17 protein-coding genes are annotated in these 17,672 nt (G+C 37.8%); 13 read left to right on the top strand and 4 right to left on the bottom strand.

Annotated elements, in window-relative coordinates:
• The first annotated feature begins 1 nt into the window (after position 1).
• The 13 genes from KUL10_RS07715 to KUL10_RS07660 all read left to right on the top strand — a co-directional run bounded on the left by KUL10_RS07715 (position 2) and on the right by KUL10_RS07660 (position 13,055).
• Positions 2 to 1,903, top strand: a complete 1,902-nt coding sequence (locus KUL10_RS07715; RefSeq protein ID WP_110428330.1) for an XrtA/PEP-CTERM system amidotransferase — start codon at positions 2 to 4, stop codon at positions 1,901 to 1,903.
• Between the two features lie 8 nt (positions 1,904 to 1,911).
• Positions 1,912 to 3,105, top strand: a complete 1,194-nt coding sequence (locus tag KUL10_RS07710; RefSeq protein ID WP_110428329.1) for a glycosyltransferase family 4 protein — start codon at positions 1,912 to 1,914, stop codon at positions 3,103 to 3,105.
• Between the two features lies 1 nt (position 3,106).
• Entirely contained in the window at positions 3,107 to 4,243 is a 1,137-nt protein-coding gene (locus tag KUL10_RS07705) for a glycosyltransferase family 4 protein (RefSeq protein ID WP_110428328.1), read from the top strand.
• Between the two features lie 157 nt (positions 4,244 to 4,400).
• Positions 4,401 to 5,261 carry a hypothetical protein gene (locus tag KUL10_RS07700; protein WP_110428327.1) on the top strand — a complete coding sequence of 287 codons (861 nt, stop codon included), beginning with the start codon at positions 4,401 to 4,403 and terminating at the stop codon, positions 5,259 to 5,261.
• On the top strand, positions 5,258 to 6,532 hold the full coding sequence (locus KUL10_RS07695) for a hypothetical protein (protein ID WP_110428326.1): 1,275 nt from the start codon (positions 5,258 to 5,260) through the stop codon (positions 6,530 to 6,532). The genes KUL10_RS07700 and KUL10_RS07695 overlap by 4 nt, the downstream gene beginning before the upstream one ends.
• 1 nt (position 6,533) lies before the next feature.
• Positions 6,534 to 6,671 carry a hypothetical protein gene (locus KUL10_RS18610; RefSeq protein ID WP_158525342.1) on the top strand — a complete coding sequence of 46 codons (138 nt, stop codon included), beginning with the start codon at positions 6,534 to 6,536 and terminating at the stop codon, positions 6,669 to 6,671.
• Between the two features lie 82 nt (positions 6,672 to 6,753).
• Positions 6,754 to 7,734, top strand: coding sequence for a putative O-glycosylation ligase, exosortase A system-associated (locus tag KUL10_RS07690; RefSeq protein ID WP_110428325.1), 981 nt, complete (start codon positions 6,754 to 6,756; stop codon positions 7,732 to 7,734).
• A 2-nt stretch (positions 7,735 to 7,736) separates the two neighbouring features.
• Complete coding sequence (locus tag KUL10_RS07685) at positions 7,737 to 7,985, top strand: hypothetical protein (RefSeq protein WP_110428324.1); 249 nt, start codon at positions 7,737 to 7,739, stop codon at positions 7,983 to 7,985.
• Complete coding sequence (locus KUL10_RS07680) at positions 7,978 to 8,922, top strand: hypothetical protein (protein ID WP_110428323.1); 945 nt, start codon at positions 7,978 to 7,980, stop codon at positions 8,920 to 8,922. Before KUL10_RS07685 ends, KUL10_RS07680 begins: the two co-directional genes overlap by 8 nt.
• A complete protein-coding gene (locus tag KUL10_RS07675; protein WP_110428322.1) occupies positions 8,922 to 10,331 on the top strand; it encodes a sulfotransferase family 2 domain-containing protein in 1,410 nt (469 codons plus the stop codon). The genes KUL10_RS07680 and KUL10_RS07675 overlap by 1 nt, the downstream gene beginning before the upstream one ends.
• 65 nt (positions 10,332 to 10,396) lie before the next feature.
• Positions 10,397 to 11,248, top strand: a complete 852-nt coding sequence (locus KUL10_RS07670) for a glycosyltransferase family 2 protein (RefSeq protein ID WP_110428321.1) — start codon at positions 10,397 to 10,399, stop codon at positions 11,246 to 11,248.
• A gap of 35 nt (positions 11,249 to 11,283) precedes the next feature.
• Positions 11,284 to 11,964 carry a bifunctional 2-polyprenyl-6-hydroxyphenol methylase/3-demethylubiquinol 3-O-methyltransferase UbiG gene (locus KUL10_RS07665; RefSeq protein ID WP_110428320.1) on the top strand — a complete coding sequence of 227 codons (681 nt, stop codon included), beginning with the start codon at positions 11,284 to 11,286 and terminating at the stop codon, positions 11,962 to 11,964.
• 8 nt (positions 11,965 to 11,972) lie between these two features.
• Positions 11,973 to 13,055 (top strand): glycoside hydrolase family 99-like domain-containing protein, encoded by a 1,083-nt coding sequence (locus tag KUL10_RS07660; RefSeq protein ID WP_110428319.1) that lies wholly within the window; start codon positions 11,973 to 11,975, stop codon positions 13,053 to 13,055.
• Positions 13,056 to 13,169: 114 nt separating this feature from the next.
• Here KUL10_RS07660 and KUL10_RS07655 read toward each other — a convergent pair whose 3' ends face one another.
• From KUL10_RS07655 to KUL10_RS07640, 4 genes are all read right to left on the bottom strand, one after another.
• Positions 13,170 to 14,057, bottom strand: a complete 888-nt coding sequence (locus KUL10_RS07655) for a glycosyltransferase family 2 protein (RefSeq protein WP_110428318.1) — start codon at positions 14,055 to 14,057, stop codon at positions 13,170 to 13,172.
• A gap of 8 nt (positions 14,058 to 14,065) precedes the next feature.
• Positions 14,066 to 15,589: an oligosaccharide flippase family protein gene (locus tag KUL10_RS07650; RefSeq protein WP_158525341.1), complete on the bottom strand. Its 1,524-nt coding sequence runs from the start codon at positions 15,587 to 15,589 to the stop codon at positions 14,066 to 14,068.
• Between the two features lie 131 nt (positions 15,590 to 15,720).
• Positions 15,721 to 16,602 (bottom strand): hypothetical protein, encoded by an 882-nt coding sequence (locus KUL10_RS07645; RefSeq protein WP_110428316.1) that lies wholly within the window; start codon positions 16,600 to 16,602, stop codon positions 15,721 to 15,723.
• Between the two features lie 26 nt (positions 16,603 to 16,628).
• A complete protein-coding gene (locus tag KUL10_RS07640) occupies positions 16,629 to 17,582 on the bottom strand; it encodes a glycosyltransferase family A protein (protein WP_110428315.1) in 954 nt (317 codons plus the stop codon).
• Positions 17,583 to 17,672: the final 90 nt, after the last annotated feature.

Raw genomic sequence — 17,672 nt, 5'->3', positions numbered from 1 at the left:
GATGTGTGGTTTAAGCGGTTATATTTTATTAAGCAAAAAAGCTAAAGCAACGCCTGAAATATTGAAGGAAATGAATGCGAAAATCGCACATCGAGGCCCGGACGCTGATGGTTTTTACTTTGACAATCAAGTTGGTTTGGCGCATCGACGACTATCGATCATAGATGTTAGCGCAGGGCAGCAGCCGATGCATAGCCAAGACAACCGTTACGTGGTGGTCTTTAATGGTGAAATATATAACTATTTAAGTGTCAATAAAACACTCGAAAAACGGGGTTATCAGTTCCAAACTCATAGTGATACCGAAACAATCCTGAATGCTTATGATGCGTGGGGTAAAGAGTGTTTAGAGCATTTAAACGGTATGTTTGCATTTGCAATATGGGACAAGCAGGAGCAAGTGCTATTTATCGCGAGAGACCGCATAGGTGAGAAACCACTTTTTTATACGATAATAGATGACACGCTGTTTTTTGCATCTGAACTAAAAGCGCTCAAAGCCCATCCGTCTTTTGATTTTGATATGTGCCCTAAGGCGATTGAAGATTATATGACGTTTGGTTATGTGCCAGAACCTAAGACCTTATACAGGCATTCAAATAAGTTATGTAGCGGCCACTATTTTTTAGTCGATTCAAGCACAAAAGAGATCAATCCAGTTGAGTATTGGGATGTACCTCATGGTGATGCAGAATTTGAAGCGCCAAGTGACGAAGAGACAATAAGCCGTTTGAAACAAGTGACAGACCTAAGAATGATGTCTGAAGTCCCTCTTGGGGCCTTTCTATCCGGCGGTGTTGATTCTAGCGCAGTCGTTGCGATGATGTCTCAATTACAAGATGAGCCAGTTAACTCAATTGCAATTGGGTTTGACGTTCCTGAAGTAAATGAATCTGAGTTTGCAGATATCGTTGCTAAACGTTATCAAACAAACCACACCTTAGAAGTTGTCGATCATGAAAGCTTTGAAATCGTTGATCGCCTTGCTGAAATGTATGATGAACCCTTCGCTGATAGTTCTGCTTTACCTACTTTTAAAGTATGTGAAGCCGCTAGAAAAAAAGTGACGGTTTGCTTGTCAGGCGATGGTGGCGACGAGCTATTTGTTGGTTACCGTCGATACCGCTTACATGCAAATGAATCGAAAGTAAGAGAAAAGCTTCCTCTGTGGTTGCGCAGAGTGATTTTTAAGCCACTTGCTTTTCTTTACCCCAAATTAGATTGGGCTCCTAGATTCCTTAGAGCAAAAACAACGTTTCAGTCACTCGCGTTAAGTCACAGTGAAGCGTATTTAAATAGTATTAGTAAGATTCGTTTAGACGAACGCAAATCACTATATTCCTCAAGTTTTAAACAAAAGCTCGGTGATTATTGCTCGGTGCAAGTATTCAAAGATCTTGTTAATGGGAAAAGCTTTTCAGATCCCATTAAAGAAGCACAATACTTAGATCTCAAAACATGGATGCCAGGGGATATATTAACCAAAGTAGACAGGGCTAGCATGGCAAATAGTTTGGAAGTCAGGGTGCCTATGCTAGACCATACCTTTATAGAATGGGCTTTTGCCTTGCCAACGACATTTTCACTAAAAGGCAAAAATGGTAAGGCAGGGCTAAAAAAAGCGCTGGAGCCGCACCTTTCTGAAGATAACCTGTATAGAGAAAAAATGGGCTTTAGTATTCCTCTGGCTGAATGGTTAAGAGAGCCTCTATATCAGAAGCTTCAATCTGCACTTAATGAGCCTGACTTTGTCAATCAGGCTTTGTTTGATGTCCAAAAAATTGATATTTTATTGGCTAATCACAAAAAGGGTAACCATGATCATTCAGATGCACTTTGGTCTTTATTCATGCTTTCTAACGTTATTTGCAGTGATGCAAAATTGAAAGCATCGCGCGCCTGAGTGTACTTTTGAATATCTTAACAATCTCCAGTCTGTATCCAAATAACGAAGATCCTAAACACGGTATTTTTGTAGAAAATAGACTTCGTCATTTACAAAAGCACTTTCCTGATATCCAAGCGACGGTTATTGCTCCAGTGCCTTGGTTTCCTCTCAAGTCTAAATGGTTTAAAGAGTATGCTAAGTTCGTCGATGTCAAACATGCTGAAGTTCGGCATGGCGTCAACATTTATCACCCGCGATATTTGGTGATTCCAAAAGTTGGCATGTTATTAACACCGTTTTTTATGGCAGTGTCATTGATTATTTGTTTAGCTAAACTTAAACGAAAGGGATTACAGCCAGATTTAATTGACGGGCATTACTTCTACCCAGACGGTGTTGCTATTGCAATCGTAGCGATGTTTTTTAAGTTGCCTTTTACTTGCACCTCACGCGGAACTGATATTAATTTAATCGCGGATATGGCTTTACCGCAAAAAATGATTAAGTGGGCAATTGGCCGAGCTGAGAAATCAATCGCGGTTTGCCAAGCCTTGACCGATAGGTTAAATGAGTTAGGCGCGAAGCAGCCGGTCACGCTTAGAAATGGAGTGGATTTAACATTCTTTTCTATAATAGACGAAGACAAACGAGCACAAGCAAGAAAACACCTAAACCTCGAAATAGGGCCAGATCAATATATTCTGTTGTCAGTAGGCTGGTTAATTGAAAGAAAAGGGCACTATTTAGTCATTGAATCGCTGAAGTATCTCCCTAATGCTGTCCTGTTTATCGCAGGAAATGGTCCAGATGAATACAAGTTACAAGCCAGTGTTGCAGCATTAGGGCTCGAAAATAGAGTTGTGTTTTTAGGGTCGCTCGACCAGACAACGTTGAGGCGGTATTATCAAATCAGTGATGCCTTAGTGCTTGCATCTAGCCGAGAGGGATGGGCTAATGTGTTATTAGAATCCATGGCATGTGGAACACCTGTCGTCGCGACGAATATTTGGGGCACACCTGAGGTGGTTCAAAGTAAAACTGCTGGTTTATTAGTGGAACGCTCTTCAAAAGCTATTGCAGAAGGTGTTAAGGCGCTCTTGGCCGAGTATCCAAGTCGGCAATGCACACGAGAATATGCAGAACAGTTTGACTGGTATTCAACTAGTAAGGGGCAACACACTATTTTTGAAGCAATAATGGCACAGAGAAAGTCTTGAAATGAAAATCTTATATCACCACCGCATTGCATCAAAAGATGGTCAATATGTGCACGTTGAGGAAATAATTAATGCCTTAAAGCTACAGGGACATGAAATCATTTTGGTGGCGCCAAAAGTAGCTGAAAACAGCGAGTTTGGCAGTGACGGTGGTTTTGTCGATACGCTGAAGTCTAAACTTCCACAATGGCTTTATGAGTTAGCGGAGTTCACGTACGCGTTTTACGCATTTATAAAATTAAGTATCGCAATTATCCGATATAAGCCAGATGCTATTTATGAACGTTATAATTTATTTTTGCCGGCAGGAATTTGGGCAAAAAATTTATTTGGCTTGCCATTCTTACTCGAAGTCAACGCGCCTATATACGAAGAACGTAAGAAATATGACGGCATTGCATTAGATGGGCTAGCCAAGTGGAGTCAAGCATATTGTTGGCGTCATGCTGACAAGATTTTACCAGTGACTGACGTGCTAGCTGATTATGCGAGAGAGCTTGATGTACCCGAATCACAAATAGTTGTGATCCCAAATGGGATTAACCATGAGCGTTTTTCTGACAGCCTATCAAAGCCTGATAATTATGATAAAGATGAAAGTATAGTCATTGGATTTGTGGGATTTGTGAGAGCATGGCACGGATTGGATCGAGTCTTAAGTTTAATGAAAGAGCTAGAAGAGGTTTCGTGCAAATTATTAATAGTGGGTGATGGACCCGAAGTCGAAAAGCTGGAAGCACAAGCTCAAACCTTAGGTATGCAGGAAAAACTCTACGTGTCAGGTATTGTTGAAAGAGATGAAATGTTCAAATGGCTAAACATCATTGATATTGCACTTCAACCAGATGTAACACACTACGCCTCCCCGCTGAAAATGCTTGAATATATGGCTACTGGTAAAGCAATCATTGCTCCTGACGCTCCTAACATCAAAGAGTTGCTCACAAATAATTACAATGCACTGCTTTTTAATAGTGATGATTCAGAGGCACTTCAACTTGCGATAAAAAGTCTCTGTAAAGATGAGAACTTGCGCAATGAATTGGGTTGCAACGCTGCGCTTACCATTGAGCAAAAGTCGCTTACTTGGCAAGCCAACGCTTCTCAAATTGTTTCCCTATTTGCGGAATGTGAATAATGATCAGGTTAGTCTCTATAACTACCTTTTTGCTTTTTAGCTTTTTACAAAGTCAGATGATTTTGCGCTTAAAAACAATCAAATTGTTGTAGATGGAAAAATTATAAACTCTCTCGAAGAAGTTGAAACTCACATCAAGCCCGGCAGCCGAATTTATTTGGGGCCTGGCCTGTATAGTGTTGGCATCATAATTAGACACGATAATGTCGTTTTATCTGGAATGGGGGCGCATTTTGTCGCAGCTACCAAAGAGGGAAAAGCCACCTTCGTGGTGAAAGGCAATAACGTATTAATTGAGGATGTAGAGTGCTCCCAAGTTAGAGTTAGAGACCAAAATGGCGCATGTATTAGACAAGAAGGACGTGACCTGACTCTAAACAATGTTTATTTCCACAACTCTGAACAGGGTGTCTTACAAGCTGGAAACACAGGTTCATTGACTATTCGAAATAGCAGATTTGAAGCGCTAGGTAATCGAGGTAGAGCGCACTCTGTGTATTCTAATGGAGAAATGCTAACAATAATAAACACGAAGATTATTGGCAGTAAAGATCAAGCACATGCTGTGAAAAGTCGTTCTAAAGTCACGCGTATTATAGATTCTATTATTAGCTCTGGTGACGCAGATGACAGCCGATTGTTTGATATTTCATCGGGTGGAGAGTTCGAAATTGTTGGATCGGTTTTGTATCAGGGGCGTAACACTGTTAATAGCCAATTGATTGGTTTTGGATTAGAGAATATTGGCAGACAAAGGCGCCAAATAATTAATGTTCGTAACAGTGTGATTCTTGCGGAGCGTCCGAATGGGAATATTTTACTTGGGATAAGAGATAACTTGCCTAATTTGTCTGTCGAAATAAATAATAACTTGATAATTGGCAGTTTTTGGGATGTGAATAGAATAAACAAAGAAGATAATTTTCATTTCGAATCCCGCAAATCTATTGGTCTAAAAGACGACGCCTTTCCTACCTTAGGTTTGTTACAAGCTGCTCATCTAGGGCTGTTTGAATGATCAAGCGTCTATTATTGATCTTTTCGATTTGCTTGTGTATCACCCTTTTTCTCGGGTGGCAATATCAACAAAATATTGCAAGGTTGCTTGTAGGTGGAGCAAAATACTTTGAACTAAATACCCCTAAACAAAGCGGATTTAGACACTCAATTTACTCGATAGTTAATGATGCTTTGAGGTCTGTTCCTTTTCTACCCGCTACATCAGTTGAAATTGTAGATAAACTCTATTCGAACTTTGAGAGATTGGAGCAAAGCTTTTCAGCTTTTGAACAAGTGAATGTCGCTACCGCCGAAGAGTTTTTAAATGCGTTGGACAATGCAAAAGCAGGTCAAAGTATCGTTGTGGCCCCTGGGGTTTATAAATTTGAAGGCCGCCCGATTGTGCTCAGCAGTCAGCGGTCCTCACTCCCAATTGTAATAACTGGGGTTAGAAGCGGCAATGTAGTGTTTGAACTAGACAAGATGGTTGGGTTCGAGATCAGAACTCAAAATTGGCATATTGACGCCATTATATTTAAAGGCATTTGCGATATCGATTCTCACTGTGAGCATGCCTTTCACCTTAAGGGCGATGCTGACAACGTCACGTTTACTAATAATGATTTTGTTAATTTTAATGCTGCTATAAAAAGTAATGGCGGTGTGATTGATAAAATTGGGACAACCAAGTTTCCTGATTTTGTGACCGTGCTAAACAACCGGTTTTACAACGAATGGCCAAGAAACACAGGCCTACCTGTTACTCCGCTCGATATTGTTGGCGGAGATTTTTGGAAGATAAAAGACAACTTTATAGCAGATTTTTCAAAAGAATTAGGCAATGGAGTAGCATATGGTGCGTTTTTAAAGGGCGGTGGGCGACTTGGCTCGTTCGAAGGAAATATAGTGGCATGCAGTTACAATGTTCCTATATATTCTATACGTGACACTCGGGTCGGGTTATCTTTTGGTGGCGGTGGAACCGGCGTCGACTTTTGCCAATCTGAACAGTGTGAATTCGAACACCAAAACGGCAACATGCACAATAACTTAATTATGAATTGTTTAACTGACGTATCTATTTACGTGAACAACTCCGATTCCATAACTATTAAAAACAACGTCCTATTGAACTCTTTAGGAGTGGATGTTGCTCTTGAAAGTGACAATATAGTGTTTGAAAATAATACATTACATGGAAGTATTAAAAACAAAACAAAAAATTCGCCTATCGAAGCAAATAATAATCAATTTCTTAACTTTTTTGAGTCGTTTTTAGAGGAGCGCTAATATGATCGACAATTTTGTGTTTTTAATTGTTTTTGTGCTCCTCCCTTATCTGTGTTGGCAAGCAATGAAATTAGACGATAAAGAACAAAAAGGAAAAGAAAAACATCAAGGTAAGACTACATCAAGAGTTGAAAAATAAAGATGCGTGATATAGTTCTTTTGATATTGCTTCCTTATCTGGTTTTTGCCGCGATTAGAAAGCCGTTTATAGGCTTGAGTTTGTGGCTTTTTACTTCATTAATACCAATTCAAACATGGACATATGGGTTCGCGACAAGTATTCGTTGGAATTTCCTATTTGCTTTATGCACTATGGGAGGGTATTTAATAATGAAAAACAAACCTGTAGTCAAGAAAGATTCGATTTACACCTTACTGGTTTTCTTTTTTTAATTGCGACCTTATCATCCATTTTTCACAACAGTCTCGATGTCTTGGTCCACGACGGTTACACTACTCTTTTTAAGTCACTGTTATTCTTAATTTTTGCTTCGCTGATTGTCAATTCAAAGCTTCACTTGCAGGCTCTAATGTGGGCTTGTGTTTTGTCCGTGGCTGCAACAGCCGCCAAACAGGGTATCAAAGTTGCGGTAAGCGGAGGAAACCACGTTGTCTACGGAATGAGTTCTACATTTAATGATAATAATCTTTCGGCTTTTGCTACATTGATGACTATTCCAATGTGCCTATATTTAATTTCTCAACACAAAAACTCTAAAATATTCGTGTTAGGTTTAATTGGTGCAATTTGTTCCAGCATTATCTTTGTATTGGGTAGTGACTCAAGGGGAGGGCTGCTGGGCTTGCTTGTGCTATTTGGTTTTTATTTTTTAAAAAGCAAGCATAAGTTCCTACTCTCAACAATTGCATTAATTCTTGGTGTTTTCGCACTTGGATTATTGGATGACGAATGGTTTGACAGGATGCAAACAATCACAGAAGCGAATGAAGATAGCTCATTCCAAGGGCGACTTATCGCTTGGAAACTAAGTATTTTACTTGCAATACAATCTCCCATATGGGGAGCTGGATTTGACTCTGTCGCATATGGGCCTGTATGGCAGGGTGTTATGGGATATTGGAACCTTGTGAGTTTTATTCCATCTCCGTACCCTACAAAGGGGCATGTTGCGCACAGTATATATTTTCAAGTTTTGGGCGATTTGGGTTTTGTTGGCTTTTTTCCTCTTTTTTTGGCATAATAATGACGGCCTACCGGCGATTTAAGTCTTATACGAAACTTTCAATACCAAATAACAAATCCGATTGGCTATCTGAAGCCAGTGTTTATCTCCGGCTTGCGCTTGTGTGTTATTTAGTTTCAGGAGCAGCGTTAAGTGTTGCTTATAACGAAATGACACTTCTTTTAATTGCACTAGCAATACGCTTCAACGCAATCAAAGAGCCTTTTGCTGCGCATGTCAAACCCATTAAAGGTGGAACGCGTGTTTAAAATTGTCAATGATGCACTAACCAATATTAGACAAAAGCAGTTTAGATTTAATAGTAGAAAAATTGAAAAGTGCAAATTTGAACTTGGAAATTTATCGAAAGTTGATTTCGACGTAACTGTTGTCTCACAACTTCATCATTCTGCAATATATATGGGAGTGATGGCGCTTGTAAGCTTTATAGAATCGATTGGCCTTAAGGTTAAGTTGGAGCTTTTAGATGACGGCTCTTTAACTGAAAAAGATAAAGCACTTTTAAATAGAACTTTTGACAACCCAAACCTCACTCACATAAACAAAATTAATCTTGAGGGTTGTCCTAGTGGGGGAACATGGGAACGTCTGTGTCATATTCTCGAGTTATGTGCAAACTCATACGTTGTTCAAGTTGATAGTGACACCTTTAGCTCTGGGGGGTTAAAGCAAGTACGTGAAAACATCCTACACAATAAGGCGTTTACAATTGTTGGAGAGCATTGGCAGAAGCCAATTAGTCCTGTAGAAATGTCAAACCTTGCTCGCAGTTGGAATGGAGAGCATGTTCAAGTAATGGCTGAATCACTCTTTGATCAATTGCGAAGCATAAAAATGAATAAATATATAAGAGGGTGCTCTGCCTTTGCTGGATTTCCGAAGGGGTGTAATTTAAGAGAAAGCCTTTCATCTTTTTCACATGAAATGGAATCGAATCTTGGCGAGAATAAATGGCGGCAGTGGGGATCCGAACAGCTCTCTAGCAACGTGATGATTTCTTTGTGCGACCCAAGTGAAGCTCTACCATGGCCTGAGTATCAAAATTTTGGTTTCCCGTGGATCAAAGGGTTCAACCAGAGTAGCTATGAATTAATTCACTTTATAGGCAGTAATCGTTATGCCAAGGGGGTTTACAGCCGTCGTCTTAAGCAGTTTTTAGCGACTCACCAAGTTGGTTTAAAGTAATGGCATATATTTATATTATTATTCCCGTTTTCAACAATTTAGAAACTACTCAGAGGTGTTTTGATGCGCTTGATAAATATAGACAGCAAAATCCCCTTTTTAAAGTAGTCTGTGTCAATGATGGAAGTGACAATGAAACAAGTGATTATTTAAGGTCAAAGACTTCGTACATTCTAATAGAAAATAATAGCAATCAAGGTTATTTAGACTCTACCAATAAGGGCTTATCTTTTGCTATTAGTCAAGATGATTGCGATAGTATTTTATTATTTAATAATGATGTGTATGTTAACGGGAAGTGGTTGCATCGGTTAAATCAACTTCTTTCTAAAGTTGAAATTGTTGGTTATTTTGGTCCTAGCGAAATGCCAGAGGGACGAAGTGAGTATCAGTTAGTTAAACGGCTTGAGTTTTCTTGCGCGTTGTTTAGCAGAGAAACAGCAAAGGCAATAGGTCTTTTAGACCCATCTTTTTCCAATGGTTACTATAGTGACGATGATTATTGTCTAAGGGCCTTACTACTTGGGTTTAAGCTTGGTCAAGCCAGAAATACTGATAAAATCGAGCATCTATGCGGCTCTACTATTGGTAAGAAAAGAACTGAAAAACTAGTACAAGGTGCCAAGGTCTTTAAAGCGAAGTGGAGTGCAGAGCAAAACGAAATCACGCAAGCTTTTTTAAAAGATACGTTTTTTGATTATTCTGAAGTGGAATTAAGTGTGAGGCAGAACAGAGTTAAATCGCACTGGTTGTATACTTACCTGCGTGATAAAAAAGATTTTATCAAAACATGGTTAGATGTTAAACGAAGCGTAATAAGACTTAATATTCCTCAAACTATAATTGAAAAGAAAATTATTTTTATTCACGTACCGAGAACGGCAGGGAGCAGTATGGTACAGAGTGGCTTTGAGGAAGTCTTTGGTCATGTTCCATATACTTGGTATTTGAAACGTGATTATGCATTTTCAAAAAGAGCCTTTTCATTTGCTTTCGTTCGAAATCCTTGGGATCGAGTTTATTCTGCTTACCAATATTTGTCTGGTGAGAACTTAAACGGTGTTGATAGAGTTTTCTTTGATAAATACGTCAAACAATTTAATGGCTTTGAGGACTTTGTGTTAAACGGTCTGCAGCAAGGCGTAATTCAAGAGTTTATGCACTTTATACCTCAATATAAATTTTTGGTAGATGCTGAGGGTAATTTGGGCGTTACTTATGTGGGACGGTTTGAAACTTTGAATGATGATTTTCAAACAGTCTGTAATAAATTAAATATAGACTGTACACTCAAGAAGGTGAATGCTTCAAATAAAGGGAGTTATCGACTGGCATACTCGCCTGACGCGAGAGATAAAGTTTTGCATATTTACCATAAAGATATAGAGATGTTTAACTATGAATTTTGAGTTTATCTTCAAACTGCATAGATACGCTCCCTTCACCTTATAGCGGAATTAAAGGGTCTAAAATAGTGAAAATTTCTTGTGTGTTCTTAACAAATACAGTTAATGATGACATTCATACCATGACGCAAGAGGCTGTAAATAGTTTGAAAGAAACTTGCTCTGCTGAGTTTGAGTTGAGTATCGTTGTCGTTGAGAGTAATCAAAACTCGGAGTATTTTTACGAAGGGGTGACAAAATTACTATGCCCCCAAAGCCCTTTTAATTTTAATAAGTTTTTGAATTTAGCTATAAAAGTAATAGACGCAGATTGGTATTTATTGTGTAACAATGACGTACTGTTTAACAAAGGTTGGATGGAGAACTTGTTTGGTCTAGTTAGAGCAAACCCATCAATTCATAGCTGGAGCCCATCCTGTGAATCGTGTAATAGTCAAAATTACTTGAAGGATAAGTATCCAAATAAATCACTCCTGATGGGATACACGCCGAGACAAGCCTTGTCCGGCTGGTGTATTTTAGTAAACAGTGCAGCTATGAAAAAGATTTATCCATTAGACGAGCGTTTTGACTTTTATTTTGCGGACAATGATTACGCGATGACCTTGCGAGCTCATTCTATCAAACATGCGCTAGCCTTTGATTCACACGTTACTCATTTAGAGCACAAAAAGGTTTCTAAAAAAGTTACACTTGCTTCACATAATTTGTCCAGAGATAAATTACCTTGGTACCTAAGAAGTAAACAGCACACTTGGCTATTCGAAAACCCAAAAATGATCGATGGATATACAGTGTTCTCTCAAAAATGGGGCTTGTGGTATATATTGAAATTGAAGTGTTTGATTAATGATTTTCTATTTTTGAAACTTAATATTGATGTTTTTTCGAAAATCTTTTTTCGTCCCAAAGCCAATTAGCCTTGAGAAAGCAGAAGAAGATAAGAGAGTAAATTATGGAAGATAACCAAGATCCCTTGTACCGAAGTTCAGAAAGAATTGAAATGAACTCTTTCATTCCTGATAAGGTAGCAACCGTATTAGAAATAGGCTGTGGTGAAGGAGCATTCGGTGCACTTTTCTTAACTAATGCAGAAAAGTGGGGAATTGAACCTAATGAAAAGTCAGCGTTGCGAGCAAGATCAAAGTATGACCACGTTTTTTGTGGTTTTTATGACGATTTTAATGAAAGCCTACCGAACCAGTATTTTGATTTGGTAGTTTGTAATGATGTCATTGAGCACATGGTAGATCACGATCAATTTTTTGATGATATCAAGAAGAAAATTAAACCAAATGGATGTCTCATCGGTTCAATCCCTAATGTAATGTATTTTAATAGCTACATGAAGCTCGTAGCTTTAAAAGATTGGCAATATGAGAACAGTGGTGTTTTGGATCGTACGCATCTGAGGTTTTTTACTTTTAAATCGTTGTTTCGAACATTAAAGGAACATCAATTTAAGATCGAAAAGTTTGAAGGAATCAATAGTCTTTTTAATTCGAATAACCGTTTTCTATCGAAAATTCTTGCTTTTCTCTCTATTGTTTTGAGCTTTGGTTATTACAATGAGGTTAAATATAAACAGATTGGTTTTCGTATCTCCTTACCTAAAAATATCGATAGTCAAAGTTGAAACTCATTATGAAAAAAGATACACAAATAATCGCTTTTTACTTACCTCAATTCCATAGTATTCCAGAAAATGACAAGTGGTGGGGAGAGGGGTTTACAGAGTGGACAAATACAACAAAAGCAAAACGATTATTTCCCAAGCATCATCAACCTAGAACTCCTCTAAACAATAATTTTTATAATTTGCTTGAGCCTGAAACTTTGCGCTGGCAAGCTTCTTTGGCAAAAAATTATGGGGTCTCTGGTTTTTGTTTTTATCACTACTGGTTTAATGGAAAGCTTTTACTCGAAAAGCCCGCTGAGCTTCTATTATCAAATCCTGATATAGATATGCCATTTAGTTTTTGTTGGGCAAACGAACCTTGGACAAGAGCGTGGACTGGTGGTGACAAAGATGTGTTGATTGAACAGAATTATGGTAGTTATGATGAATGGGATGCTCACCTCGAATATCTCATGCCATTTTTTTTAGACCCAAGATATACAAAACTCGAGAGTAAACCGATATTCACAGTGTATAGCACCTCTACAATTCCCAACTGTGACATAATGCTAGAATACATGAACAAACAAGCGATTGAAAAATATGGTTTAAAAGGAATTTATTTTATTGAAATGATGAATACCTATCAAAACCGCCCTTGTTCAAACGAAACGAGTGCCGTGATAGAGTTTGAACCTATGAATACAATACGTTGGGAGAAATCAGTCTTCAATCGAGGCGTTGGGAGTATACTCAAGCTGTTTTTTCCTAAGTCTAAACCCAACCTCCTTAGCTATGATTCAATTTGGAGAAAGATAATAGATAAAAAGCCGAGAGGGGACAAAAAGACGTTCCCAGGTGCTTTTATCGATTGGGATAACTCTGCTAGAAAAGCAAATAATGCAACAATTTTATTGGGTGGTTCTGTACGAAAGTTCTCTAAATATTTTGATATCAAACTGTCGAAGGCCAGAAATGAATACGAGGCGGAGTACATTTTTATTAACGCTTGGAATGAATGGGCAGAAGGTACCTATTTAGAACCAGACGATAAAAATCATTTAAGTGTTCTAGAAGCAATCAATTCTATTGTTAAAAATAAAAAGTAGAGATTAGCCTTACACAGTTACAAAGTGCTCATCACTACAAAAATACTTTAGTTGCGCAACACTTTTGCGGCAATGAGAGTGTGACTCATTAGAAGTCTCACTGCCCTTAATTAATTACACTAAAATACTCCAAAGCTTCCTAATTAGTTTCTCAAAACGATTAGCTATAAAGATTCTAGCGTTGGCGCCCTTCAAATAATTATGCTGCTCCATCCACTTAAGGTTTGAATAGCTATAAGCAGCGTTGTTGCGAACTCTAAAAAGGTTTACATTATCAGGTAAGCCCTCTTGTAGGCTTCCATCATATTTATGAAGATATTTGCTATCTACTATATACGACCTCCAATTCTTGCCTGTTATATGTCCCCAATTTCCTGAATGTTTATTGTTTTTTATCCTTGTATCTATTCGTAACTGGGTTTGTTCGGCAGAGCGAAACTGAAAGTGCATAACCGCTAATAATTGCTCTGCTTGCTTTAAATAAGGTGGGTTTGATTTGACGTAATCTGCTGAAAGACGTTTTTTATGCTCAAACCGAAAAACTCTTGGCTCTCCATAGTTGATTAAATAGTAATTGCGCTGCTGCGTGGCTGGAAGTTTGGGATTAAAAGCAAATGATTCTTCGTTGTCTGAGAAGTAAAATTGCGCAGATTTGGTCGCAATCATATTACTACCATGTTGAATCGCGCTTTCAATAATAGGAAGTAAAGGCTCAGCATACAGCTCATCAGCGTCTAGAATGGCAAACCAATCTCCGGTTTCAAAGCACTTTGAAAATTCATATACCGTTTCGTATTTTAAGTTGTCAGAAAAAGGCTTTTCCAATTTGTTGACAGAGACCATCGACGATTCGAGACTTTTAGCTAATTCATATGTGCCATCAGTTGAACCGTTATCAAAAATGTAAACGTGCTCAAAAGAACCAAACTTTAGTAGAGACTCAAGAGTATTTTGAAGTATATCAACTTCGTTTTTTACTAGCATGAAGCCATATATTCGCATTCTAATTCCTATCGTGAAGCTCTCTTTTTACTGTTGAATAACTTGCTGATACGACTAAGTTTAAAGTTTAGAAGTAAATCATGCGCTTTGTTTGGAAGTAACCTAGCAGAAAAACTTGCTGGGCTCACCTGTACTATTGACCAAAACAGGAGGCCGCTAGTGACTACATAAAATGAAGCGCCGATCATCACCTCTAAGCCGAATTGTAAATAAATATTATCATTGCTAATTGGTATAGCAAACAAGCCGACAAAAATTACACTCGATAATAAGCAAGGTAGAAACGTCGCCGTGAGTAGCTTAATAATGTCTATTGGTAGTATTCTACAAATCATCAAATAACTTAAGGTCAGTGTGATGGCTCCAACGCCAATTCTCAAAATCACAAATGTGTAAATATCTACAATATCAAGGGTGATGTAGCCAACAACTAATAAAACAATACTGACAAGATCGATTATCATAGAAAGAAATATTTTATTTGCTGCGTCATATAAGATTAAAAATATTGGTTGCACTGCAAATGGAAACATCAAGAAACCGAGTAAGCCAATATACTCGCTCAATGACATCCACTTTTCACCTAGTACAACCGTAGTGAAACTTTCAGAAATGGCCATTAGACCAACAAAAAATGGTGTTAGAATCATGTAGATAAAAAATATCGATTGATATGTTTTAGCTTCCAGTTCTGTTGGTTTCTCTTTTAGCTGAGATAAATAAGAAAATATCGGCCCCATCGCAGGTTGGAGAACTTCTCCCATGGGCATAATCGCGAAACGTTTCGCAACCGAAAAGTTACCTGCTCCAGTATCACCAAAGAGCTTGGTTATTAATAACAAGTCTAGTTGAGAACGAGTAAAAGAGATTATATTACGGATAAACATTTTATATGAAAATGCAAACATTTCCTTTTTGATTTTGAAATTAAAACTAGGTCTGTAATCAACCAAAATATAACTTAAGCAAGTAGAAAACGCGCCATTAATGATGGTTCCTATCACTAGCGCGTAATAGTTTTGAAATGTAACGGCGCAAATTATAGTGACAATGGCTGAAATAACCTTAGCAAGAACCGCAATTTGGTTGGTCTTGTTATAATCAATCTTCTTTTCAAGCTTGACGGTACCGATGTTATAAAATTGTACGATAAATTCGTTAATGCATAAAAAGATTAAGACTACGGCTAAATCTGGTTTTTCTAGTTTTAATGAAATGAAATATGAAGACAGGAGTAATATAAAAATGACAGAGCTTCGTAGCATTAGCTGTAGCGTCCAAGCGCTGTCGTAATCTTCTTTTTTGGGGTTGCTATGTAAGATCAGGTATCGTTTAACTCCAGATTCTGACAAAACATTAAAAAAGCCAAGAATTAAAAAACCAATGGCAACAATTCCAAAGTCATTTGGGCTTAAGTACCTAACTAAAATGAGGGTACTAATGGTTCCTAGGGCAGTTATTGCAAACTTTGAAACTAAGTTGATGGCGTAGGCAGAGATGAATAAAGCGTTCCTTGACTTGGTTTTACTCACTGGTTTTATCCATTTTAGGTTCTTTTCCTTATTTTACTATTTGGTTGATGTGGGAGCTTGTGCTTGTTTTCGAACGCTATTTAGACAAGGAAGAATTTTGAGCTATTCGCCGATTATATAGCAGTATTTTCCTACCGCAATGTATCAATAAATGAAATAGGATCACGCTTTAGCTTGCTAGAAATTGTCGACATGCATATTTTGTTAGTTTTAGAAATGGACTTCACTCTCGTATCATAAATAATATCGTGAAGCTTCCACAAAAAAGGAAGGTTTTTTAACCAAGAAATTCTCTTAATGATAGCATCATTTGAGATTTGGTAGTAAAACTTGGGCTCCCTTGAGGTAGCTCCCATGTGAAAAATTGAATCACCATAAATGCCAGCCATCAAAAAATGGATATTAGCACTATTAGACCTTTGCAAGCGCACCCAATCGAGCCGGTTTTTACTCAATTGATACGCAATGGTTATTCCTGTATCTATACGTTGATTGGTATCTAGCAAAAAGTGTTGGAAATGCAAATCAGAGATATGTGTTGAGTTAGGATAAAAATCCAAATTATTTTCTTGTACAAATGACTTTTTTAAAACACAAAAGCTGGGATGAGTTAGACTTGAATCGCCATTTTCAACTCTATCAATGGCAGCAACAGGTTGCCTATCATTTAATAGAATACTCAAATTCTCCAACCAATTTTCTTTAATTGGAAATGCGTCCATATCGAGGGTTACAAAATAATCATATTCCTTTTGTTTCGCAGCGTTTAAAAGTATCTTAAGGGAGTCGCCATGCTGCTTTGATGGGTTTGAATCGGTAGAGTGGTCTTCAATTAACTTCACAAATGAGTATTGTCCAAGCAGCGGTTCTACTATTTCTCTGCCGCCTGTAATAGATGCATAAAGCGTAATGTTATACTTTTTTGAGCACAACTGAAGCATGTCAAGCTGCATTTTTGCAACCCAAAGTGTTCTTGCTTGTACGTAATACACCGATAATATCGCAATATTCATATTCTTTTTTCAGTCAAATGTTGTAGTTAAATTCTAGATTGCTTTACGATCCGAACAATCGGATTAATGATTGATTTACTCAACTCTATAAGTGCAAGTGTTTTAGAGTTGAAATTATTAAAGTTCTTTAAGCATACAACTAATGAGCCAGTGTAAGGATAAACTATTCGAGCACCGCTAACATGCCATCTTAGAAATCGGTCGTTAGCCTCTTGTAAAACCAGTCTTTTACTTTCATTCGTTATGTTGTATTCATCTGATAGTAATTTGTTAATTGCAGAAAAGCGAGCAAGACCGTCGTAGTAACTAGCTCCGGGTGATCTTTGAAGAGAGTTCTCAAATTGCCTAGAAAAATACATTTCATTCTCAACTCTCCTGAATACCGAGTCTTTTGCTGCTAAATATAAATGCAGCCAGTAATCTTCTCCACATGTATGGTTTGTAAACCGCGCAGACTCAGAAAATAATCTTGCTCGAATCAACGATGATGCAGGGTGGTAGTTGAAATTTTTGTTACATAGCATTTCAAACAAATTCGAAATCACGTTGTGTTTAATTGTATTGACATCATAAAAAGGCAAGCAGTTTGGCTCATAATTAGAAGCAACGTATTTTTCACCCGTCACAACAACGTCTGTATTTGGACTGGAAGACATAACTGACATTTGGATTTCAAATTTTTGAGGGTGCGCAAAATCATCAGCGTCACAAAAGCCAATGTACTCAGCACCATTTTGCTTCGCCTTTTGAATACCTAGGTTTCTCGCCTCGCCGGCACCACCATTTGATTTTGTGATTACTTTTACTCGTTTATTGCTTTCAAACTGCTCTAGGACAAGCAGGGTATTATCAGTCGAGCCATCATTAATTATCCAAATAAAAAGGTCTTTGTATGTTTGATTTAAGAGAGACTCGATTGTAGCTAGTATTGTTGATTCATTATTGAACGTTGGCACGATAATATGTAGCTTTGCATGCATAATATTTGGTTTCCTGCGCCACACACTTTTAGTGATTTAAGTGTGTGTTAAGCAACGGTAGTAAGTTAAGTTACTGCTATCGCAAAACTA

Source organism: Glaciecola sp. KUL10, assembly GCF_003203515.1.
In the GTDB taxonomy this organism is placed as follows: Bacteria; Pseudomonadota; Gammaproteobacteria; order Enterobacterales; family Alteromonadaceae; genus Glaciecola.
Note: the sequence above shows the minus strand (reverse complement) of the source record. Positions and strands in the feature narration are given on the sequence as shown.